The organism is Roseateles sp., assembly GCF_036404855.1.
Classification (GTDB): Bacteria; Pseudomonadota; Gammaproteobacteria; order Burkholderiales; family Burkholderiaceae_C; genus Pelomonas.
The window spans coordinates 26,779-48,325 of the sequence record NZ_DASWYS010000023.1 but is presented as its reverse complement, the minus strand read 5'-3'; the positions used below and the strand labels follow the sequence as shown (position 1 = coordinate 48,325).

The 21,547-nt window shown below is 68.9% G+C and carries 18 protein-coding genes; 7 read left to right on the top strand and 11 right to left on the bottom strand.

Going from position 1 to position 21,547, the window contains the following annotated elements; all coding sequences use genetic code 11:
- Positions 1–3 precede the first annotated feature (3 nt).
- From VGF12_RS01605 to VGF12_RS01595, 3 genes are all read right to left on the bottom strand, one after another.
- A complete protein-coding gene (locus VGF12_RS01605) occupies positions 4–1,095 on the bottom strand; it encodes a sn-glycerol-3-phosphate ABC transporter ATP-binding protein UgpC (protein ID WP_331174297.1) in 1,092 nt (363 codons plus the stop codon).
- A 16-nt stretch (positions 1,096–1,111) separates the two neighbouring features.
- A complete protein-coding gene (locus VGF12_RS01600; RefSeq protein ID WP_331174296.1) occupies positions 1,112–2,035 on the bottom strand; it encodes an arabinan endo-1,5-alpha-L-arabinosidase in 924 nt (307 codons plus the stop codon).
- Between the two features lie 130 nt (positions 2,036–2,165).
- Positions 2,166–3,095, bottom strand: a complete 930-nt coding sequence (locus VGF12_RS01595) for a dihydrodipicolinate synthase family protein (RefSeq protein ID WP_331174295.1) — start codon at positions 3,093–3,095, stop codon at positions 2,166–2,168.
- Positions 3,096–3,313: 218 nt separating this feature from the next.
- On the opposite strand from VGF12_RS01595, the gene VGF12_RS01590 reads away from it, so the two are divergent.
- The 4 genes from VGF12_RS01590 to VGF12_RS01575 are packed head-to-tail and all read left to right on the top strand — an operon-like array spanning position 3,314 to position 7,775.
- A complete protein-coding gene (locus tag VGF12_RS01590) occupies positions 3,314–4,081 on the top strand; it encodes an SDR family oxidoreductase (protein ID WP_331174294.1) in 768 nt (255 codons plus the stop codon).
- Positions 4,078–5,145 (top strand): aldose epimerase family protein, encoded by a 1,068-nt coding sequence (locus VGF12_RS01585; RefSeq protein ID WP_331174293.1) that lies wholly within the window; start codon positions 4,078–4,080, stop codon positions 5,143–5,145. Before VGF12_RS01590 ends, VGF12_RS01585 begins: the two co-directional genes overlap by 4 nt.
- Before the next feature lie 3 nt (positions 5,146–5,148).
- Positions 5,149–6,066, top strand: coding sequence for an SMP-30/gluconolactonase/LRE family protein (locus VGF12_RS01580; RefSeq protein WP_331174292.1), 918 nt, complete (start codon positions 5,149–5,151; stop codon positions 6,064–6,066).
- Positions 6,067–6,107: 41 nt separating this feature from the next.
- Positions 6,108–7,775 (top strand): serine hydrolase domain-containing protein, encoded by a 1,668-nt coding sequence (locus tag VGF12_RS01575; RefSeq protein ID WP_331174291.1) that lies wholly within the window; start codon positions 6,108–6,110, stop codon positions 7,773–7,775.
- 12 nt (positions 7,776–7,787) lie between these two features.
- Here the strand turns inward: VGF12_RS01575 and VGF12_RS01570 are convergent, their stop codons facing one another.
- Positions 7,788–9,152, bottom strand: a complete 1,365-nt coding sequence (locus VGF12_RS01570; protein WP_331174290.1) for a kelch repeat-containing protein — start codon at positions 9,150–9,152, stop codon at positions 7,788–7,790.
- Positions 9,153–9,238: 86 nt separating this feature from the next.
- On the opposite strand from VGF12_RS01570, the gene VGF12_RS01565 reads away from it, so the two are divergent.
- Positions 9,239–10,147 carry a LysR family transcriptional regulator gene (locus VGF12_RS01565; protein WP_331174289.1) on the top strand — a complete coding sequence of 303 codons (909 nt, stop codon included), beginning with the start codon at positions 9,239–9,241 and terminating at the stop codon, positions 10,145–10,147.
- A gap of 223 nt (positions 10,148–10,370) precedes the next feature.
- Here VGF12_RS01565 and VGF12_RS01560 read toward each other — a convergent pair whose 3' ends face one another.
- Genes VGF12_RS01560 through VGF12_RS01530 form a run of 7 tightly spaced genes read right to left on the bottom strand, consistent with a single transcriptional unit; the run spans position 10,371 to position 19,328 of the window.
- A complete protein-coding gene (locus VGF12_RS01560) occupies positions 10,371–11,834 on the bottom strand; it encodes an NAD-dependent succinate-semialdehyde dehydrogenase (protein WP_331174288.1) in 1,464 nt (487 codons plus the stop codon).
- Between the two features lie 8 nt (positions 11,835–11,842).
- Positions 11,843–12,919: a tartrate dehydrogenase gene (locus VGF12_RS01555; protein WP_331174287.1), complete on the bottom strand. Its 1,077-nt coding sequence runs from the start codon at positions 12,917–12,919 to the stop codon at positions 11,843–11,845.
- A gap of 17 nt (positions 12,920–12,936) precedes the next feature.
- Positions 12,937–14,568, bottom strand: coding sequence for an ABC transporter ATP-binding protein (locus VGF12_RS01550; RefSeq protein ID WP_331174286.1), 1,632 nt, complete (start codon positions 14,566–14,568; stop codon positions 12,937–12,939).
- Entirely contained in the window at positions 14,568–15,416 is an 849-nt protein-coding gene (locus tag VGF12_RS01545; RefSeq protein WP_331174285.1) for an ABC transporter permease, read from the bottom strand. Before VGF12_RS01545 ends, VGF12_RS01550 begins: the two co-directional genes overlap by 1 nt.
- Positions 15,417–15,430: 14 nt before the next feature.
- Positions 15,431–16,387: an ABC transporter permease gene (locus VGF12_RS01540; protein WP_331174284.1), complete on the bottom strand. Its 957-nt coding sequence runs from the start codon at positions 16,385–16,387 to the stop codon at positions 15,431–15,433.
- Between the two features lie 4 nt (positions 16,388–16,391).
- Entirely contained in the window at positions 16,392–18,011 is a 1,620-nt protein-coding gene (locus VGF12_RS01535) for an ABC transporter substrate-binding protein (protein ID WP_331174283.1), read from the bottom strand.
- Between the two features lie 27 nt (positions 18,012–18,038).
- Positions 18,039–19,328, bottom strand: coding sequence for an FAD-binding oxidoreductase (locus tag VGF12_RS01530; protein WP_331174282.1), 1,290 nt, complete (start codon positions 19,326–19,328; stop codon positions 18,039–18,041).
- Positions 19,329–19,798: 470 nt separating this feature from the next.
- On the opposite strand from VGF12_RS01530, the gene VGF12_RS01525 reads away from it, so the two are divergent.
- Both VGF12_RS01525 and VGF12_RS01520 read left to right on the top strand, forming a co-directional pair.
- A complete protein-coding gene (locus tag VGF12_RS01525) occupies positions 19,799–20,677 on the top strand; it encodes a GNAT family N-acetyltransferase (protein WP_331174300.1) in 879 nt (292 codons plus the stop codon).
- Positions 20,678–20,821: 144 nt separating this feature from the next.
- Positions 20,822–21,487 carry a haloacid dehalogenase type II gene (locus VGF12_RS01520; protein WP_331174299.1) on the top strand — a complete coding sequence of 222 codons (666 nt, stop codon included), beginning with the start codon at positions 20,822–20,824 and terminating at the stop codon, positions 21,485–21,487.
- Positions 21,488–21,547: the final 60 nt, after the last annotated feature.

Here is a 21,547-nt window from a genome sequence, read left to right as displayed (position 1 = left end):
CGCTCATGCCAGCGACTCCTGTGCATGGTGGGCCAGGCCGCCCTCGTCGAAGAGGTGGGCCTCGGCCATGTCGATGCTGACGGCGACGTGGGTTCCCAATCTGGGCGAACTGCCGGGTGGCACGGTGACGATGATCGGGCTGCCGCCATCCAGCGCCAGATGAGCCAGCGTGCGCTCGCCGAGGAACTCGACCAGCTCGACGCGCCCGCGCAGAGGTCCTTGTTCGGCGACGCGCAGGTTCTCGGGCCGCACGCCCAGGACCAAGCCCGTGGCCGGCAGACCCGGCACGCCAACACAGGTCGTCACCGTCGCACCACCCGGCACCGTGACGACGGCGCGCCCGCCGTCGTCCGCTGCGCGGTGGACCGGCACAAAGCCCATCCCCGGCGTGCCGATGAAGCTGGCGACGAACCGCGTCGCTGGCCGCCGGTACAGCTCGGCCGGCGTGGCCACCTGCTCGATGGCCCCGCCCCTCATGACGACGATGCGCGTCGCCAGCGTCATGGCCTCGATCTGGTCGTGCGTGACGAACACCATCGTGGCGCCGAGTCGCTGGTGCAGCTGCGCCAGCTCCAGCCGCGTACGGCCGCGCAGTGCTGCGTCAAGGTTCGACAGGGGTTCGTCGAACAGGAAGATGCCCGGCTCCTTCACCACCGCGCGTCCGATGGCCACGCGTTGGCGCTGGCCGCCCGAGAGCTGCCCCGGCTTGCGGTCCAGCAACGCGTCCAGCTCCAGCATGCGGGCCGACTCGGTGATGCGCTTGGCGATCTCGTCCGCGGGAATGCCGATGTTCTTGAGGCCGAAGGCCAGGTTGTCGCGCACCGTCATGTGCGGATACAGCGCATAGTGCTGGAACACCATGGCCAGGTTGCGTTGTCCCGGCGGCGCGACGGTCACGTCCCGGTCACCGATGAGGATGCGGCCGCCGCTGACCTCCTCCAGCCCCGCGACCATGCGCAGCAGGCTGGTCTTGCCGCAGCCCGAAGGCCCCAGGAAGACGACGAACTCGCCCTGTGCGACGTCCAGCGACAGGTTCTCGATGACCTGCACCGCGCCGTAGCGCTTGCAGACGTTCTCCAAAGTCAAGCCAGCCACGGTGGAGGTCTCCGGTTCATTCTTCTTGGGGGATCACGGGCCAGCCATCTGCGGACCAGCTCAGGCGCTTGATGCGCAGGTGCGGCTTGCCGCCGCGTTGGGTGTCATAGGCGTGGTGGACGAGCCAGTCGCCGACGACGTCCTGGTGCCCCGGGCCCTTCCAGCGCATGCCGCCGCCCAGCAGTGGCGTGGCGCCCGCGTCCATGAGGTCCTTGCCATCGCGGTCGAGGTAGGGGCCTTCGGCGCTGCGCGCGCGACCGACGCGGATGTTGTAGGTGCTCTGCGCGCCCTTGCAGCACAGGTCGTAGGAAGCGAACAGGTAGACCCAGTCGCCATGGCGGACGATGGTGGGGGCTTCGATGCCGCCCTTGCGGCGTGCGATGAACCGCGTCTGGCCGATGGGACGCAGTGTCTTGGCGTCGAGCTCGGTGAGGCGCAGGCCGCCCCAGAACGAGCCATAGCTCAGCCACAGCCGGCCGTCGGTCTCGACGAAGAGATCGGGGTCGATGGCGTTGAAATCGTCTTCGGGCCGGCTCTGCACGACGAGGCCTTCGTCGCGCCAGTCACCGTCGGGCCTGTCGCTGCTGGCGAGGCCGATGGCCGAGCGGTTCTTGCCGAAGGTGGAGATGGAATACAGCACCCAGACACGGCCCCGGTGTTCGAAGAGCTTGGGCGCCCAAACATCCACGCCCTTGTGGTCGGGCACGGCATCGGCCCACCAGGCCGGTGCTTCGCTGAACACCGGCGCGAGGCGCCGCCACGTCTTGCCTGCGTCGGAGGACTCCAGCCGCTGCAGCCCCTTGCCCGTCGTGAAGACGAACCAGCGGTCGGCCTGAATGAGCAGCGTCGGGTCGTGGGCCCCCGGATCGGTCTCTGGCTCGACGGCCCGCGCGGCCGTACACAGCCAGCAGGCCAACAGAAAGGTCAACAGCAATCGCATCGCATGTACCTCGCGGCGCGCCGGGTTCCCGGCGACGAAGGACGTCGGTCATCGCGCAGCCGCTGTGTGCCCGGCTCGGCCGGGCCACCAGCGGCGCCCCCGCGAGGGCGCCTGCGCAGCCGGTCGGGGACTACTTGCTCCAGCGCAGGACCAGGGGGTCGAGGCGCCGTGCGGCGTCCAACAGACCGGCGCGTGTCTCGGGGCTCATCTCGGGGAAAGGGTGGCGCGGCGCATCGCTCTCGATGATGCCGCCGGCCTTCATCAGCGCCTTGGCGGTCAGGATGCCGCCCTGGCGGTTCTCGTAGTTGATCAGCGGCAGCCAGCGGCCGTACTGCACCACTGCCTCTTCGCGGTTACCAGCGTGGAAGGCGTCGAAGATCATGCGGATGCCGTCGGGGAACGCGCCCCCCGTCATCGCGCCGGTGGCGCCGGCATCCAGGTCGGCCAGCAACGTGATGGCCTCCTCGCCGTCCCACGGTCCTTCGATGGCAGCGCCGCCGACGCGGATCAGCTCGCGCATCTTGGCGGCCGCCTGCGGCATCTCCAGCTTGAAGTACTTCACGTTGGCGATGCTGTTCGCCATGCGAGCCAGGAATGGCACCGACAGCGGTGTGCCGGCCACCGGGGCGTCCTGGATCATGATGGGGATATTGATCGCGTCGGACAGGCGCTGGTAGAAGCCCTCGATCTGAGCTTCAGACACACGGTAGGTGGCGCCGTGGTACGGCGGCATCACCATCACCATCGCCGCACCCAGTTCCTGCGCCAGCCGGCTGCGCTCGATGCAGATCTGCGTGGCGTAGTGCGTCGTCGTCACGATCACCGGCACGCGGCCGGACACATGGCCCAGGATGGCGCGGGTCAGCGTCTCGCGCTCCGCGTCCGACAGCACGAACTGCTCGGAGAAGTTGGCGAGGATGCACAGGCCATGGGAGCCTGCGTCGATCATGAAGTCGACGCAGCGCAGCTGGCCGGGCAGGTCCAACGTGCCGTCGGCGTGGAAGATGGTCGGAACGACGGGGAAGACGCCGCGATACGGTCGGGTGGCGGAGGCGCTCATGGTGCGGTCTCTTGTCTCTCGGAAAGGTGGATCCAGCGCCGCCATGCGGCGCGCGGCCGGCTGTGACCGCCGGTTGCACTCATTAAAGTATGACTATTTGATAGTGATCATCGGGGTTAACCCGAGATTTGGCGACTTTGAAAACAAAAAAGTATGACTAATAATCCTGCCATCGTCAGGCCGGAGAAGCCTGGCCGCATCCGACCGGAGACCGCCTGATGAGTTCCCCTGCGCACTACCCCAGCCTCCAGGACCGGGGTGTCCTGATCACGGGTGGGGCCACCGGCATCGGCGAGACGCTGGTGGAAGCCTTTGCCGCGCAGGGCGCCAGGGTCGCCTTCATCGACCTGGCCGAGGACGAGGGCAATGTGCTGGCCGCACGTCTGGCTGCCACGTCGCGCCACGCACCGCAGTTCCTGTCGGCGGACCTGAGCCAGGTCGACTCGCTGCGCGGAACAATTGCCGCCCTGCGCCAGCGCTGCGGTCCGTTCACCGTGCTGCTGAACAACGCCGCCAACGACAAGCGTCACGCCGTGGAAGACACGACCTCCGAACTCTGGGACGCCAGCGTCGGCGTCAACCTCAAGCACCAGTTCTTCACCGCCCAGGCTGTGCAGGCCGACATGAAGGCGGCCGGTGGCGGCAGCATCGTCAACTTCGGCTCCATCAGCTGGATGCTCAAGCAGGGCGGCATGCCGGCCTACACCGCCAGCAAGGCCGCGGTGCAAGGCCTGACACGCTGCCTGGCGCGCGACTTCGGTCCGCACAACATCCGCGTCAACACGCTGGTGCCGGGCTGGGTCATGACCGAGAAGCAGCTCAAGCTCTGGGTTACCGAAGAGACCAAGCAAGAGATCGCCAAGGGTCAGTGCATCAACCAGCCCTTGATGCCGAAACACATCGCCAGCATGGCGCTGTTCCTCGCAGCGGATGACTCCGCCATGTGCACCGCGCAGGAGTTCATCGTCGATGGAGGCTGGGTTTGAACACGGTCTGCCGCGACTACGGCCGCCTGCCCGATGGCCGGGTGGTGCATGAGTACACACTGGACAATGGCCTGGGCCTGAAGCTGACCGCCATCACGCTGGGTGGCATCGTCACCGGTCTGTGGACGCCCGATGCGCAAGGCCGAAGTGGCAACGTGGTGCTGGGCTTCGACAATCTCGACGACTACGTGAACCGCAACCCGTCCTTCGGCATCATCGTCGGCCGCTATGGCAACCGCATCGCCGGCGCCCGCTTCGAGCTGGACGGCGAGACCCACACGCTCGCCCGCAATGACGGGCCCAACTGCCTGCACGGCGGGACCGAGGGTTTCGGCCATCGCCTGTGGCAGGCCGTGCCCGCCGAGCCCCTCGCTGGTGAGGCAGCGGCGCTGGTGTTCACCTACACCAGCCCGCATGGCGAGCAGGGCTTTCCGGGCGAGTTGAGCGTTCGCGTGCGCTACGCGTTGAGCGCCACCGACAACAGCTGGTTCATAGCCTACGAGGCCAAGACCGACCGCGCCACCGTCGTCAACCTGACCCACCATGACTACTTCAACCTCGCCGGGGAGGGCAGCGTGCTGCGCCACCGGCTGACGATTCCCGCATCGCGCTACAGCGAGGTCGACGAGCACTTGATCCCGCAGCGGCATGCGTCGGTCGAAGGGACTCCCTTCGACTTTCGCCAGTCCACCGCCATCGTCGCCCGCATCCGCCGTGCCCACCCGCAGCTGCTACGAGCCAAGGGCTACGACCACAACTTCCTGCTCGACGGCGAACTCGACATCGATGGCCTGCGCCTCGCTGCCATGCTGGAGGATCCGCACTCCGGTCGCCGCATGCAGGTGCTGACCAGCGAGCCCGCCGTGCAGTTCTACTCCGGCAACTTCCTCGATGGCAGCTTGGCCGGTCCCGGGGGGCGCATCTATCGCCAGGGCGACGGACTGTGTCTGGAAACCCAACACAACCCCGATTCGCCGCACCACGACGCCAGCGCGGACTGGCCGTCCACCGTACTCAGGCCCGGCGCCGTGTGGCGCAGTACCACCGTCCACCGTTTCGGCTGAACCATGCGCACCCAACACCCCTTCGCCCTCGCCCTGGCCCAGGCCAACCACCTCGGTGAAGGCCTGCAATGGCATGGACCCAGCGGCCGCTGGTGGTGGACCGACATCCAGGGTGCCTGCATCCATGCCTGGACGCCCGGCGCCAGCGCGACGCTGCAGCTGCGCCTGCCTGAGCGCGTCGGCTGCTTCGTGCATGCCCGTTCGGGTGCCCTCGTTTTGGCCATGGCCAAGCGCGTCGCGCGGCTGAAGCTGCCCGACCTGCAGGCCACCGGCAGCATCGCCGTGCAGCCCGAGGAGATCGTGCCTTTGGAAGCCCACCTGCCCACCACGCGCGCCAACGACGGCCGCTGTGACCGCAGCGGCGCCTTCGTCTTCGGCACGCTGGACGAGTCCGAGCCGCGCCATCCGCTGGGCGGCTTCTATCAGTACACGTCGGCCCAGGGGCTTCGCCGCCTGGCATTGGACGGCGTGGCCATCGCCAACAGCATCTGCTTCAGCCCAAATGGCCGCCGGATGTACTTCTGCGATACGACGACCCGCCGCATCATGGTGTGCGACTACGACTCGGCCAGCGCCCGCGTCAGCGAACCGCGTCTTTTCGTGAAGAAGGAGCTGGACGAGGCCTGGCCCGACGGCTCCACCATCGATGCGCAAGGCTGCCTGTGGAACGCCGAATGGGGCAATGCCGCCGTCGCCCGCTATGCGCCGGATGGCCGGCTGCTGGCGCGCTACTCGGTGCCGGTCGGCCACGTCACCTGCCCCGCCTTCGGCGGGCCGACGGGGGACCAGCTCCTCGTCACCACGGCCCGCGAGGGGCTGAGCAGCGCCGATCTGATGGCCCGACCGTTGTCCGGCAGCTTGTTCGGCATGACGGTCCAGCCCGGCCTCGCGCTGCCGGAGTCTTTGTTCAACGACGGCTGAACGCCACGCAGAATGGGCGACCCACCGTACCTGGAGTCCCCATGCCGCCGCCCCTCGCCCTGGCCCGCACGCTGACCGCGCTGTCGCTGGGCTCCGCCCTGCTGTCGGCCTTCGCCGCGCCGCTGCCCGACAGCTCGACCGCGCTGGAGCAGCGTTTGGCCGAGCGCTTTTCCGGCGACCGCAGCGGCGCCTGCGTGCAGGCCGCCGTCATCGAGGGAGACCGTGTCGTTCGCGGCAGTGGCTGCGCGGGCACGCGCGGCGACCGCGCACCGGCGGCCGACGCGGCCTTCGAGATCGGCTCTGTCAGCAAGACCATGACGGCCTTTCTCGTGGCCGGTCTCATCCAGCGCGGCGCCTGGTCGCTGGACGACCCCATCGCCCGCCACCTGCCCCAGGGCACGGCCGTGCCGCGCCAGGGCGAGCGTCAGATCCTCGTGCGTGACCTGCTGACCCACAGTGCCGGCCTGCCAGCCCTGCCGCCCGGCATGCCCATGCCCAAGCCCGACGATCCCTATGCCGCGCTGACCGAGGCCCAGCTGTTGACCGCGCTGGGCCGCGTGACGCTGACCCGCCCCATCGGCAGCCAGGCCGAGTACTCCAACTTCGGCATGATGCTGGTCTCCCTGGCTGCCGCGCACACCCTGGGCGGCGATCTGGAGGCGGCGCTGCGCGAGCGCCTGTTCGCGCCGCTGGGCATGGGCAGCGCCTACGTCACCCGGCCGCTGGCGGCCCGGCCCGCCGCCGGCCATCTGCCCGGCGGCGCGGCCACGCCGGCCTGGACCATCACGCCCAACCTGGCTGGCGTCGGCATGGTGAAGGCCACGCTGGACGACATGGTGCGCTACGCCCGCGCCGAGCTGGGCAGCCTGCCCGACGTCCCCGCCGCGTTGACTGACGCGCTGCGCCTCACGCAGCAGCCGCTGGCCCATGGCTTTGCGATGAACTGGGTGGTCCGTCGCCAGCAGGGGCACGAGCTGCGCCTGCACGAAGGGGGCACGGGGGGCTTCTCGTCGCTGGTCGTGCTGGAGCCCGGTGCGCAGCGCGCTGTCGTGCTGCTGGCCGATACGGCGCTGACCGATCTCGGGGGCCTGGGCGACCTGGGCCTGGCGCTGCTGGGCCTGGACGTGCCGCTGCAGCCGCGCCGCGAGGTCGCCATGCCGTCTGCGCTGCGGCGAGCGCTGGCGGGCGACTGGGAGGTGGGCGGCGTGACGTTGCACATCCGCGAGGCCGATGACGGCCGGCTGCTGGCTCAGGCGCGGGGCCAGAGCGAGTTCGAGCTGCGGCAGGACAGCCGCGGCGACCTCTACCCGACCAGCTTCTCCGCACTGCTGCGCCTCGAGCCACCCGAGGCCGAGGGCCGGCCGCTGCAGCGCCTGAGCTGGCATCAGGGCGGCGGCATGATGCAGGGCCGCCGTGTCGGCGCCGTCGACCCGGTGCCCACCATCACGAATCCCGCCTGGCGCGACTGGGCGGGTGAATACCAGCTCGCGCCGCAGTTCAGCCTGCGCGTGTTCGAGCGCGACGGCCGGCTGATGGTGCAGGGCAGCGGTCAGCCAGCCATCGCAGCCGAGCCGGTGGGACCGGACCGAGTGGAGATCAAGGCCGTGGGTGCCATCGTCGAGTTTGAGCGCGATGCGTCCGGCCAGGTCGCCGCGGCGGTGCTGCGCCAGGGCGGCCAGGTGTTGCGTGGCGCGGCGCTGAAGCGTTAAGCAAGCCCCGCGCTACTCGTACAGCAGCGCACCCGGCACACTGCCGCCGCCTTCGTTGTCGCCGCCGACGATGAGGACACGGCCTTCGGGCAGCGCCGACACGGTCTGCCAGGCCCGGCCGGCCGGCATCGCCGCGAGTGCAGTGACGGCGCCGGTGCCCGGCGAGTAGCTGCTGGCCGTGCGCGCGGAGATCTCGGCATCGGTCTGGCCGCCGAACAGGCGCAGCTGGCCGTCCGGCAGCAGCAGGCTGCGCACCAGGCTGCGTGGCATGTCGAGCCGGCCGTGCAGCGTTAACGCCTGCGTGGCTGGGTCGTAGATCAACACCGTGTCCAGCGGCTCCAGCCCGGTGCTGGTGCGCACTTCGCCGCCAACCACCAACACCCGGCCGTCGGGCAGCGCATGGGCCTCGTGCATGGTGCGGCGCTGCTCGTTCAGCGGGGACGCCACGGGGGTGAAGCGTTCGGTCTGCGGGTCGAAGATCTCGGCTAGGCGCTGCGTCGGGCTTTCGTGGTCGCCGCCGACGATGAGGACGCGGCCGTCCGCCAGCCGCGTCGCCGTCGGGAACTCGCGAACGTTGTTCATGCGGGCCGCGACGAGGCGGAAGCGCCGCGTCGCCGGGTCCCACAGCTCCACGCTGTCGCTCTGCATGCCTCCGATCACGAGCACGCGACCATCCGCCAGCGCGACGCTCGCGTGTCGGGCGCGCGGACGCATCGGCCAGCCGGCCGGCTCGACGCTGCCGAAGCGCTCGTCGATCAGCTCCGCGAAGCCGCCGTTGCTCAGGCCCACCGTGCCGCCGACGACGAGCACGCGCCCCTCGGCCAGTGGCGTCGCCGTGTGCATGGTCCGGCCCGTGTACATGCTGGCGATACGCGTGAAGCGTCGCGTCGCCGGTTCGTAGCGCTCGACGGCCTCGGAGGGCGCCGACAGGCCGCGGGAGCCGCCGATGACCAGCACGCGCCCGTCCGACGTCGTGGCGGCGGCGTGGTATTGCCGCGGCGTCGCGTCGTCCAGCGTGACGTAGTGATCGCGGTAGACCGGCCGCATGTCCAGCGACCGGCGCGCGCTCGGCCGGCCTTCGGCCTCGACGACCAGCGTGTAGCGCCGCGGCGCGATGACCGGCGGCACGCTGAAAGGCACGCCGCTCTGCACCGTGCCCACGTCCGGCTCGATGCGTCCGGAGCCTCCGCTGAAGGTGGCCGTCACGGTCACCGCCTCGCCCACCCGAGCCACGCCGGCCTCCAGGCCGTGCACGGTCGGCCCATTCTGCGTCTGCTCACTACTACCGCCGCCACAGGCCGCGAGGCCCCAGCCCAGCCCCGCGCCCCAGCCGGCCCTCAGCACCGCACGGCGCGTGGTGGCTTGCACTCCTGTCATGTCTGCTCTCCCAGTGATCCGAGGGCCGGCATGCTGGGCCTTGGCGGCGGTGGCGTGAATTGCCGATTTGGTGATACCTTTTCGGCATGACGCCGCCCGGCCTTCGCAGCATCGATATCCGCCAGCTGCGCTATTTCCTCGTGCTGGCCGAGGAGCTGAATTTCCGCCGCGCGGCGGAGCGCCTGCACCTGACACAGCCACCGCTGTCGCGCCAGATCGCGGCACTGGAGTCGGCGCTGGGCGTCACACTGTTGGATCGAGACGGCCCGGCGACACGGCTGACCACAGCGGGCCAGCGCGCCCGGATGGCCTTCCAGGCTGCCGTACAGGCTTTCGACGCTGCGCTCGCCGAGGCCGCCGCCGGCGGCTTGCGTGGCACCCTGCGGCTGGGCCTGCCCTGGTGGATGGACATGAGCGCCTTCCAGGCGCTGGACGCGGGCTGGCGCGCCACGGCCGGGCGCATGCCGCTGGAGCCCGTGCTCGAGACCGGCCCGCAGCTGCTCGATGGCCTGCGCCGGCAGTCGCTGGATGCCGCCTTGATCGCGATGCCGCACGAACTGCATGGCTTGCGGCATGCGCCCGTGGCGAGCCTGCACCATGTCGCGCTGCTGCCCAGCGGCAGCGCGCTGGCGCGCAAGCGGGCGTTGCGACTGCGTGAGCTGGAAGCGCTGCCGCCCTTCCTGCGTTTCCCCAAGCGTCAGAACCCGGCACTGTGGATGCATTACCAGCGCCAGTACGAGGCGGTGGGCTTTCGCCCCACGGCTGAGGCTGCGGCGCCTGGCACCACGGCCACCATCGCGCAGATCGCCGCCGGCCGAGGCTGCACGCTGATGCCGGTCGCGCTGGCGCGTCAGCGTTATCGCGGCGTCGTCGCCCGCCGGCTGCTCGACGACATCAGCGTCGAGGTCCACCTTGTCTTCAGCGATGGGCTCGAGGCCGAGCTCGTGGCAGCGCTCACGGCCGAGCGCGCGCTGTTCGAGGCTGCATTGCGCTGAACCACGGGCACTCGTCGATGCAGAACACGTGAACTTGTTCTGAACCCAGCAGGCAAATGGTTAGCGATTCGAGCCATCCGAGCTTGGGCTCAGGCAGGTGCGGCCGGGCGAACCTCGGGTGACGCGGAGGGCGGTCGCCGATAGGTTGGAATCGCGCAGGAGTCCGATGCCGCGGCGCCGCTGCAGTGCCACCGGGTATTTTTCAAGAACGCGGGTGCCGCCCTCAAAGCGTCTGGCAGAGGTACTTCGTGTGCAGGTAGTCGTCGAGACCGTAGCGGGAGCCCTCGCGGCCGTAGCCTGACTCCTTCACGCCGCCGAACGGCGCGGCTTCTGCCGCCAGAGCACCTTCGTTGATGCCGACGATGCCGGTCTCCAGCGCCTCGGCAACGCGCCAGATGCGCTGCACGTCGCGCGAGAAATAGTAGGCAGCTAGGCCAAAGGGTGTGTCATTGGCAGCGGCCACAACCTCGGCCTCGTCGGCGAAGCGCGTGATCGGGACAACCGGACCGAAGGTCTCCTCGCAGCTGCACGCCATGCTGGGTGTGACGCCGACCAGCACCGTGGGGGCGAAGTAGTTGGGGCCCAGTTCCAGGCGCATGCCGCCGACGACGATGCGCGCGCCACCTGCCACTGCGTCCTGCACATGGCGCTCGATCTTGTCCGCGGCGCGCCGGTTGATCATCGGGCCGATCTGCGAGGCGGGGTCGCTGGCCGGACCCACCTTGAGTGCGCCGACGCGGGCGGCCAGCTTGTCCACAAAGGCGTCGTGCACACGCTCATGCACGAAGACGCGATTGGGGCTGACGCAGGTCTGCCCGCCGTTGCGGAACTTGGCGGCCATGAGGCCGTCCACCGCCTTGTCCAGGTCGGCGTCGTCGAAAACGATGAACGGCGCATTGCCGCCCAGCTCCAGTGACAGCTTCTTCAGCGTCCCGGCCGACTCGCGGGCCAGGTGCTTGCCGACCGGCGTCGAGCCGGTGAAAGTGATCTTGCGCACGCGTCCGTCGGCCAGCCAGACGTCCACCACCTCGGCCGCCCGCTCGCGGGAGGCGACGACGAGGTTCAGCACGCCCGCGGGCACGCCGGCCTCCTCGGCGAGCCTGGCCAGCGCCAGCGAGGTCAGCGGCGTGTCCTCAGCCGGCTTGGCGACGACGGTGCAGCCGGCCGCCAAGGCTGGCGCGATCTTGCGGGCGATCATCGCGGCCGGGAAGTTCCATGGCGTGATCGCCGCGACGACGCCCACTGGCTCCTTCAGCACCATCATGCGGCGCCCGCTGACCGGCGCCGGGATGATGTCGCCGTAGGCGCGCACGGCTTCCTCCGCGAACCATTCGACATAGCTGGCCGCATAGGCCACTTCGCCGCGCCCCTCGGCTAGCGGCTTGCCCTGCTCGCGCGAGATCAGGCGGCCGAGGTCCTCCTGGTGGGCCAGGATCAGTGCGTTCCAGCGCTTCAGGATCTGGGCACGCTGCTTGGCTGGCATGGCACGCCAGGCCGGGCCTGCGGCGAAGGCTGCGTCCACGGCCGCGCAAGCGTCGGCGGCGCCGCTGTCGGGCACGCTGGCAAAGGCGGCGTCCGAGGCCGGGTCAGTGACCGGCAGCGAGCGGCCGTCCTGGCTGTCGCACCAGCGGGCGTTGATGAAGTTCTGCGTGCGCAGCAGGTCGGGGCGGACAAGGGTCAGGGGCATGGTGCTTCTCAGGCTTCGGCCACGAGGCGGGCGATCGCTTCGCCCATGTCGGTCGTCGAGGCGGTGCCGCCGAGGTCGCGGCTGCGCGGGCCCTCGCGCAGCACCGTCTCGATGGCGGCCAGGATGGCGTCGTGCGCCTTGGCGGCGCCGAGGAACTGCAGCATCAGCGCTGCCGACCAGATCATCGCGACCGGGTTGGCGATGTTCTGGCCGTAGATGTCGGGCGCGGAGCCGTGCACGGGCTCGAACAGCGACGGAAAGCTGCGCTCCGGGTTCAGGTTGGCCGAGGGCGCCAGGCCGATGGTGCCGGTCGTCGCCGGGCCGAGGTCGGACAGGATGTCGCCGAACAGGTTGGACGCGACGACGACGTCGAAGCGCGTGGGCTGCATGACGAAGCGGGCGCTGAGGATGTCGATGTGCTGTTTGTCGACGGTGACTGCAGGGTAGTCCGCGCCGACTGCGTCCGCGCGGCCGTCCCACCATGGCATGCTGATGGCGATGCCGTTGCTCTTGGTCGCGACCGTCAGGTGCCTTCGCGGGCGTGCCTGGGCCAACTCGAAGGCATAGCGCAGCACGCGGTCGGCGCCGAAGCGCGAGTAGACCGACTCCTGGATGTCGATCTCGCGTTCGGTGCCGGCATACATGATGCCGCCGAGGTTGGTGTACTCGCCCTCGGTGTTCTCGCGCACGACGAGGTAGTCGATGTCGCCCGGCTTGCGGCCCGCCAGGGGGCAGGGAACGCCCTCGAACAGACGTACCGGGCGCAGATTGATGTACTGGTCGAACTCGCGGCGGAACTTCAGCAGCGAACCCCACAGCGAGATGTGGTCGGGCACGGTGGCCGGCCAGCCGACGGCGCCGAACAGCAGCGCGTCCTGGCCTTGCAGCTGGGCCTTCCAGTCGTCGGGCATCATCTGGCCGTGGGCTTGGTAGTAGTCACAACTGGCCCAGTCGATGTGGGTCAGCTGCAATCCGATGCCGAAGCGTTCGGCCGCGGCTTGCAGCACGCGCAGGCCCTCAGGCATCACTTCCTTGCCGATGCCGTCGCCGGGAATGACGGCGATCTTGAATGTTCTCTGGGTCATGGGAGCTTTCGGTAGGTTCAGGCAGCAGCGGCCTGCTCGTCGAGCCAGCCTTGGCGCAGTTCGGGCACCGAGCGGGCCAGCAGTTCGTAGTAGGGGTGATGCGGACCACGCTCGTAGTCGGCACGTGCCACCTGGTCCAGCTTGCGGCCGTGCTGCATGACGACGATCTCGTCGCAGACCGATCGAACCGTGTGCAGGTCGTGGCTGATGAAGAGGTAGGACAGGCCCAGCTCGCGGCGCAGCTCCGCGATCAGGTCCAGCACGGCGGCACCGACGACGGTGTCCAGTGCCGACGTGACTTCGTCGCAGAGGATGAGCTCGGGCTCGGCGGCCAGCGCCCGCGCCAGGTTGACGCGCTGCTTTTGTCCGCCCGACAGGCCGGCCGGCAGCCGTCCCGCCACCGTGGCGGGTAGCTTGACGAGGTCCAGCAGCTCGCGGATCCGGCGCTTCAGCGCCTCGCCGGACAAGCCGCGGTAGAACTGCAGCGGCCGGGCCAGGATGCGCTCGATGGACTGCGACGGGTTCAGCGCCGTGTCTGCCATCTGGAAGACGATTTGCACACGCCGCAGATCGTCCTTGCTGCGCTGTTCCAATGTCGACGGCATCGGCCGGCCGTCGAACAGCATTTCGCCGCGGCAGGGCGCGATCAGACCGGCGATGGCGCGAGCGAGCGTGGTCTTGCCGGAGCCGGACTCGCCGATGACGCCGATGGCCTGGCCGCGGTAGAGCTTGAGGTTGATGTCCTCCAGGATCAGAGACTTGGGCTGGCCCTGCTTGTCGCGTGGGCCGTAGCCGGCCGAGAGCTGGCGCACTTCCAGCAGCGGCGTCTCGGCTGCCGCAGTGCCGACGGCGGCGCCCTCGCGTGCCTTGGGCCGGGCGGCAGCCAGCAGGCTCTGCGTGTAGTCATGCGCCGGCGCGGCCAGGATCTGCGCGGTGGCGCCCAGTTCGCGCATCTGGCCGTCGCGCAGCACGAGGATGTGGTCGGCCATCTGCGCGACGACGGCGAGATCGTGGCTGACGTAGACGGCCGTGGTGCGGCGCTCGCGCACGACGCGGCGGAAGGCGCGCAGCACCTCGATCTGTGTCGTCACATCCAGCGCTGTGGTCGGCTCGTCGAGGATGACCAGCTCGGGATCCGTGATCAGTGCCATCGCGGCCATCAGGCGCTGAAGCTGGCCGCCCGAGACCTGGTGCGGGTAGCGCGCGCCGATGGTGTCGGGGCTGGGCAAGGCCAGCTCGCGGAACAGCGCCACCGCCTTGGCCTCGGCCTCGGGGCGGGTCGAGGTGGCGTGGATCAGTGCCGGCTCGACCACCTGGTCCATGATGGTCCGGGACGGGTTGAACGAGGCCGCTGCGCTCTGCGCGATGTAGGCCACGCGGCGGCCGCGCAGCGCGCGCTGGCCGGGGGCATCCAGCTGCAACACCTCGGTGTCGCCGATGCGCACGCTGCCGCTGGCGATGCGGCAGCCGCTGCGCGCATAGCCCATCATGGCCAGCGCGGTGGTGGTCTTGCCGGAGCCGGACTCTCCGATCAGGGCCAGCACTTCACCGGGAGCGATGGAGAAGCTGAGGTCGTGGACGATGGTCTGCTCGGCATCGCGCGCGCCCGCGACGATGCGCAGGCTTTGGACTTGCACCTGTGCACCCATCAATGGTCTCCGCGGGCGGCGCGGCCCGGCAGGTTGTCGATCAGCAGGTTGACCGCGATGGTCAGGCTGGCGATGGCCAGGGCTGGCGCGATGATGGCCGCACTGCCGTCGGCCAGCGCGCCGATGTTCTCGCGCACCAGCGAGCCCCAGTCCGCGTCCGGCGGCTGCACGCCGAGGCCCAGGAAGCTCAGCGAGGCCAGCAGCAGCACAACGTAGACGAAGCGCAAGCCCAGGTCGGCCAGCATGGGGTTGACGATGTTGGGCAGGATCTCGTGCAGCATGATGTAGAGCCGCCCTTCGCCGCGGGTGCGGGCGACCGTCACGTAGTCCATCGCGTTGATGTTGACGGCCAGCGAGCGCGCGATGCGGAAGGCGCCCGGCACGTAGATCAGCGCGGCGGTCGGGATCAGTACGGGCAGCGTGGACCCGAAAGCGGCCACCATGATCAGCGCCAGCATCTTGGAAGGGATGGAGGTCATCGTGTCGATGCCCCGGCTCAGCACGGCGTCCACCCAGGGAGCGCTGGCTGCGGCCAGCAACGCCAGCAGCGTGCCGATGCTGCTGGCCAGCAACGTGGCCATCAGCGCGATGCCGACTGTGTAGCGCGCACCCTGGATGACGCGGGCCAGCATGTCCCGACCCAGGTAGTCGGTGCCCAGCCAGTGCTGGGCACCCATGGGTGCGAACACGTCGCCATTGCCCATGTCGGCGCCGTCGCGCCCGAGCAGCATGGGGCCGAAGACGGCCACCAGCAGCCAAGCCAGCAGGACGGCCAGGCCCAGCAGGCCGGGCCAGGGCATGGCGAGCCGGCGGCGGCGCGGAGAAGTAGCGAAGGAAGCGGAGCTCATGGACGTCTTCTCGATCAGCGATGGCGCAGCCGCGGGTTGGCGACGATGCTGCACAGGTCGGCCAGCGTCACCAGCAGCAGGTAGACGGCGCAGAACAGCATCGCGCAGGTCTGCACGAGAGGCATGTCGCGCTGCGACACGCCATCCACCATCAGGCTGGCGATTCCGGGGTAGTTGAAGATGGTCTCGACGATGATGACGCCGCCCAGCAGGTAGGACAGGGATAGCGCCACTGCGTTGGCGATCGGACCGATGGCGTTGGGCAGCGCATGGGCCAGAACCATGCGCGTCGGTGACGCGCCCTTGAGCTGCACCATCTCGATGTAGGGCGCCTTCAACTGGTCGACGACGGCAGCGCGAGTCATGCGCATCATTTGCGCGACGGTCACGCAGCACAGTGTCAGCACCGGCATCGCGAAGACGCGCAGCATCTGACCGATCGAGTCGACGCTACTGGCGGAGGACAGTGCCGGCAGCCAGCGCAGCTGCACGGCGAAGATCAGCACGGCCAGCGTCGCGACAAGGAACTCTGGCACCGACACGACGGCCACGGCGCCGGAGCTGGCCATGCGGTCGAACCAGCTGCCGCGCCACATCGCCGACGCGATGCCCAGCATCAGCGCCAGCGGCACCGAGATGGCGGCAGTGATGCCGGCCAGGAGCAGCGAGTTGGGCAGACGACTGGCGATCATGTCCGCCACTGGCACTCCGCTGACAACAGAGGTGCCCGGCTGGCCCGCCAGCATGCCGCGCAGCCACTGCCAGTAGCGCACCGCTGCCGGCACGTCCAGTCCCATCTGGTGGCGCAGTGCGGCCAGCGACTCGGGCGTCGCTTCCTGGCCCAGCTGCGCCTCGGCGGCGTCACCCGGCAGCACGGCTGTGATCGCGAACACGACGGCCGAGACGACGAGCAATGACATCAAAGCCAGCGCGATGCGGCTGGCCAGCAGACGCAAGATCAGCAGGTTCACGGCTTCAGGCTTCCAGCCAGACGTTTTCGGCGAATGAGTAGCCCATCAGGCCGCCCAGCGGGATGGGCTTCAGGCCCTTGAGCTTGGTCGAGTGGCCGTCAATGCTCGCCAGGAACATCGGGATCCCGACGCCGCACTCCTCGTGGATCAGCACCTGCATGTCGGCATACATCTGCTTGCGCTTGGCCGCGTCGGTCTCGGCGCGGGCGCCCAGCAGCAGCTGGTCGAACTTGTCGCTCTTCCAGCGCGAGCCGTTCCAGGTTGCATCGGATTTGAAGAACTGCGTCAGCAGCGCGTCGGCGCTGGGCCGCGGGTTGACGTTGCCGAAGCCCACCGGGCTGTTCAGCCAATGGTTGGACCAATAGCCGTCGGCAGGCATGCGCTTGACATCGAGGTTCAGGCCGATGCGTGCCGCCGACTGCTGCAGCACCAGCGCCATCTCGACCGAGTAAGTTGCCGCGGGCGAGGTCACGATCGGGATGCGCGCGCTGCCCACCTTGGCCTTGGCCAGGTGGAACTTGGCCTTCTCGGGGTCATAGGGGCGCTTGGGAAGACCGGCGAAGAAGAAGCGGTTGGTCGGATCGATGGGCTGGTCATTGGCGACCACAGCGTGGCCCAGTGCGATGGACTTGCGCATCTGCTCGCGGTCGAACAGGTACTTCATGGCCAGCACGAAGTCCGGGTTGGCGCCGGGCCCCATGTCCTTGCGCATGATCAGGTCGGAGTACTGACCCGATTGCGTGCCGAAGATCGTGTAGCCCGGGGTCGAGCGCACGCGTTCCACGGAGCGCGGGTTGACGGCGGCCACCAGATCCAGGTCGCCCGACAACAGCGCATTGACGCGCGCGCCCTCGTCGCCGATGCCAACGAACGAGATCTCGTCGAGGTAGGGCTGGCCGGGCTTCCAGTAGGCGTCATTGCGCACGACGATGGAGCGCACGCCGGGCTTGAACTCCTTGAGCTTGAACGGTCCGGTGCCGATGCCGGTGGTGAAGTCGGTGGTGCCGTCCTTGACGATCAGGAAGTTGAAGGTGCCGAGGATGACAGGCAGGTCGGCATTGGGCTGGGTCAGCGTGACCGTGACTTCGTTGGGGCCGCTGGCCTTCACGCTGTCGATCTGGTCGGCCAACGCCTTGGCCTTGGAGGCGGTCGCCGCGTCCTTGTGGCGCAGCAGCGAGAACACGACGTCGGCCGGCTGCAATGCCTTGCCGTCATGGAAGCTGACGCCCTTGCGCAGCTTGAAGACCCAGGTCTTCGCATCCTTGGTCGTGAACGACTCGGCCAGTGCCGGCTGCGGCGTCAGGCTGCCGTCCAGCGCGGTCAGCCCGTTGTAGAGCATGGTGCCGCGCGAATAGTCGGTTTGGTTGGCCATCTTGGCCGGGTCCAGCGTGTCACTGATGGCCGCGGTGGCACCGGCCACGCGGATGCGGCCGCCGCGCCGCGGGGTCTGCGCATGGGCCGACATCGCCGTGCCGGCCACGCCTGCGGCGAGAGCCAGCTGCATTCCACCCCCGCTCAGCATGGCCAGCAGGTCGCGCCGTGTCGCACCACGCTTGAGCGCACTGAGCAGCTCCAGGCTCTCCTGCGGGCCGACCATGTCTTGCAGCTTGCTTTTTCCGTTCATGTGAGTCTCCTGACGCAAGATCTGTTCTCAGGACATCCTGTCCTTGAGGCGGTAATAGAGGCCGACAGCCGGCAGGAACCAGGGCGGGCCGACATGGCCAGGAATGGCGGGCCAGGGCCGGTCGCGCCAGGGGTTGGCGGCAGCGTTGCCGAGCAGCGTCTCGGCCATGCGCTGGCCCATGTGCACTGACATCTGCGTGCCGTGGCCGCTGTAGCCCAGCGAATAGAACACGCCGTCGCGCTCGCCGGCATGCGGCAGCCGATCGCGGCTCATGTCGACCAGGCCACCCCAGCAGTAGTCGATGCCGACCCCCTTGAGCTGTGGGAAGGTCTGCTCCAGGCCTTCGCGCAGGATGTCGCCGCTCTTGCGGTCCGAGGTCGGGCTGGAGATCGCGAAGCGCGCCCGCCCGCCCCAGACCAGGCGGTGGTCGGGCGTGAGCCGGAAGTAGTGATGGATGTTGGCGATGGTGACGTAGGTGCGCCGGCCGGCCAGCAGGGCCTGGGCCCGCTCGGCACCGAGAGGCTCGGTGACGATGATGAAGCTGCCGATGCCGACGATGCGTCGGCGCAGCCAGCCAAAGCTGCCGTAGCCGCCGTGCAGGCTGGCACCCGTCGCCAGCAGCACTTGGCGGGCACGGATGGTGCCGCGCGGCGTGTGCACGATGTGCTCGTTGCCGCGCCCTTGACGCTGCAGACGCAGCACCGGCGTATCCAGGTGGATCTGCGCGCCGCGCCTCTCGGCCGCCGCTGCCAGGCCGCTGGCGAACCGGCCCATGTGCATCTGCGCGCTCTTGCGCTGCAGCAGCCCGCCGACGAAGCGGTCGCTGTCGATCTCGTCGCGCACGGCGCGGGCGTCCAGCAGCTCGACGTCGCGGTCCACCTCGCGCACCATGCGTTCGCGACTGCGCGCCAGCGCCTCATAGTGCGCGGGCCGGGTGGCCAGCTTGAGCTTGCCGTTGCGCTGGAAGTCGCAGTCAATGCGCTCCTCCCGGACGACCGTCTCGACCGAGTCAACGGCGGCGTCGAACTCGTGATACCAGGCACGGGCCTGCTCGATGCCGTACTGCTCGGAGGCGGCGACATAGTCCACTGCCAGGCCATTGTTGACATGGCCGCCGTTGCGGCCAGAGGCCTCCTTGGCCACGCGGTCGCAGGCCTCCAGCACGACGACGCTACGGCCGCGCTGTGCCAGCGTTCGCGCCGCGGACAGGCCCGTGAAGCCAGCGCCGACGATGACGACGTCGGCCTGTGCAGGCAGCTCCGCGGCTTGCGGCTGGAAGGCCTGGGCTGAGTCGGTCCAATAGGAGTCGAGTTTCACGGCGGATTCACCTGGGTCACGAAGCGTGTCAGAAGGATTTCATTGAAGCATGTAGGTCCAGCGAATATGCGGGCTTGTGGGCGCCGGCCGCACATGAAACTGTCTTTTTGACCCCTTGCTGCGGCATAGGCTGCGGCCTGCACCGCAGCGAGGCGACCCTGCACCTCGTGCCGGCACGGCGCCCCGGCGGTGGGCACGGGGCGTGGCTCATGTGCCGCCGGGCACCTCTCGCGGGTCGAGGTCTGGAACTTGCACGAGTCAGCCTTGCGTCGAAAGTCGCAAGGCGGGGGTCGATGCTAGGGAGGGCCCCCCGGGATTTGGCTTCGTTGGTGCCGCTTGCGGCGCAGAACATTGCGAGTTGGGCGGCGCTGGCGGTGCAAGCTGCGGTTCTTCGAAAACAGCAAGATCGTCCTAGCGTTGGCCGCTGCGGATGGCCAGGATGGCGTCGAGAATCCCGCCCCCCGGAGCCCATCTTGAAGACCGTGATCCCCGCCCTGGCGCCGTCGACCGACGGCATTGTTCTGCGCGACATGCAGGAGGCCGACCTCGATGCCGCCCTGGGCCTGGCGCAGGCGGTGCACTGGCCGCACAGGGCGGCGGACCTGCAATTCGCCTTCCGTTTCGGCAGCGGTCTGGTGGCAGAGCGTGACGGCGAAGTGGTGGGGTGTGCCATGAGCTGGCTCTGGGGCGCAGCGCATGCCACCTTGGGCCTGGTCATCGTCGACCCGAAATGCCAGGGCAGGCGTGTCGGCTTCCGGCTCGTGCAGGCCTTGCTGACCGGGCTGGATGGTCGCAGTGTGCTGCTGTATGCCACAGACGAGGGGCGCGGCTTGTACGAACGGCTGGGCTATGTGCGCACCGGCGAGGTCAGGCAGCATCAGGGTACCGCCCAGTCGGCGCCGCTGGTGGCGTTGGATCCCGGCTGGCGATTGCGGCCTTCGGATCATGCGGATGTGGCGGCGCTGGTCGAGCTCGATGCCGCCGCACGAGGCATGCCGCGCGAGGCGCTGATGCGCGAACTGATGTCCTTGTCGGACACCGTTGTGCTGGATCAGGAGGGCGAGTGCCGCGGCTTCGCAATGCTTCGGCGCTTCGGTCGCGGCCTTGTCATCGGTCCGGTTGTGGCGCCGGACGCGCTGGGCGCCAAGGCATTGATCGCGCATCTCGTCGGGATCAGTGCAGGCAAGTTCGTGCGCATCGACATCGATTTCGAAAGTGGCCTGACCGAGTGGCTGGAGAGCCTGGGCCTGATGCGCGTCGGCGCCGGGACTGAGATGGTGCGCGGTCCGGTTTCAGAGGTCGTTCCTGGCGTGCGCCGCTTCGCGCTGGTGACGCAGGCACTGGGCTGACGTCGCCGGCGCAGGGCCGCGTGGCCACCCGCGCCAATTCACGATTTCATCCTGCTGCGCGGGGCGACAAGCACAGATCATTCTGCGGGTCGCTCACTACACTTTTTCGCAGGTTCAAGGCTTCATGAAAGGCCCCCCGTGTCCATCGTCTTCCGTCCCAAGTACATCAGCTTCGACTGCTACGGCACCCTGATCTATTTTCAGATGGCGCCCTGGGCGCGCCGGCTGTTCGCCGACCGCATCGCGCCGGAGCAGATGGATGCCTTCTGCGCTGACTTCGCTGCCTTCCGCCTGGACGAGGTGCTGGGCGACTGGAAGCCCTATTACGACGTCGTCTACAACGCGGTGCTGCGCACGGCAAACAAGTGGCGCGTTCCCTTCCGCGAGGCCGACGTGGCCGAGATCTATGCGGCCGTGCCGACCTGGGGCCCGCACCCCGACACCGTGGCCGGCCTCAGCAAGATCGCCGGCAAGATCCCGCTCGTGATCCTTTCCAATGCCATGGACCACCAGCTCGTGCACAACGTGGCCAAGCTGGAGGTGCCCTTCCATCGTGTCTACACCGCGCAGCAGGCGAAGGCCTACAAGCCGCGGCTGCGTGCCTTCGAGTACATGATCCAGCAGCTCGACGCCAAGCCCGAGGACTTCCTGCACGTTTCGTCCAGCATGCGCTACGACCTGATGTCGGCGACCGACATGGGCATCAAGGACAAGGCCTTCGTCAACCGCCGGCATGAGCCGGGCGCGCCCGGCTACGGCTACGCCGAGATCACCGACATCGGTGGTCTGGCGGCACTCGTGGGCCTCTGAGCCGGGGCGCCGCGAGTCGCGTCGCCTTGGATGAATCATCCGGTGACGACCTCGGAGCCA

Excerpts from the sequence above, each read along its gene's own strand:
- VGF12_RS01550 (WP_331174286.1), bottom strand. The coding sequence starts at position 14,568 with ATGGGTGCACAGGTGCAAGTCCAAAGCCTGCGCATCGTCGCGGGCGCG.
- VGF12_RS01590 (WP_331174294.1), top strand. The coding sequence starts at position 3,314 with ATGAGTTCCCCTGCGCACTACCCCAGCCTCCAGGACCGGGGTGTCCTG.
- VGF12_RS01580 (WP_331174292.1), top strand. The coding sequence starts at position 5,149 with ATGCGCACCCAACACCCCTTCGCCCTCGCCCTGGCCCAGGCCAACCAC.
- VGF12_RS01555 (WP_331174287.1), bottom strand. The coding sequence starts at position 12,919 with ATGACCCAGAGAACATTCAAGATCGCCGTCATTCCCGGCGACGGCATC.
- VGF12_RS01545 (WP_331174285.1), bottom strand. The coding sequence starts at position 15,416 with ATGAGCTCCGCTTCCTTCGCTACTTCTCCGCGCCGCCGCCGGCTCGCC.
- VGF12_RS01570 (WP_331174290.1), bottom strand. The coding sequence starts at position 9,152 with ATGACAGGAGTGCAAGCCACCACGCGCCGTGCGGTGCTGAGGGCCGGC.
- VGF12_RS01595 (WP_331174295.1), bottom strand. The coding sequence starts at position 3,095 with ATGAGCGCCTCCGCCACCCGACCGTATCGCGGCGTCTTCCCCGTCGTT.
- VGF12_RS01575 (WP_331174291.1), top strand. The coding sequence starts at position 6,108 with ATGCCGCCGCCCCTCGCCCTGGCCCGCACGCTGACCGCGCTGTCGCTG.
- VGF12_RS01565 (WP_331174289.1), top strand. The coding sequence starts at position 9,239 with ATGACGCCGCCCGGCCTTCGCAGCATCGATATCCGCCAGCTGCGCTAT.
- VGF12_RS01600 (WP_331174296.1), bottom strand. The coding sequence starts at position 2,035 with ATGCGATTGCTGTTGACCTTTCTGTTGGCCTGCTGGCTGTGTACGGCC.
- VGF12_RS01535 (WP_331174283.1), bottom strand. The coding sequence starts at position 18,011 with ATGAACGGAAAAAGCAAGCTGCAAGACATGGTCGGCCCGCAGGAGAGC.
- VGF12_RS01560 (WP_331174288.1), bottom strand. The coding sequence starts at position 11,834 with ATGCCCCTGACCCTTGTCCGCCCCGACCTGCTGCGCACGCAGAACTTC.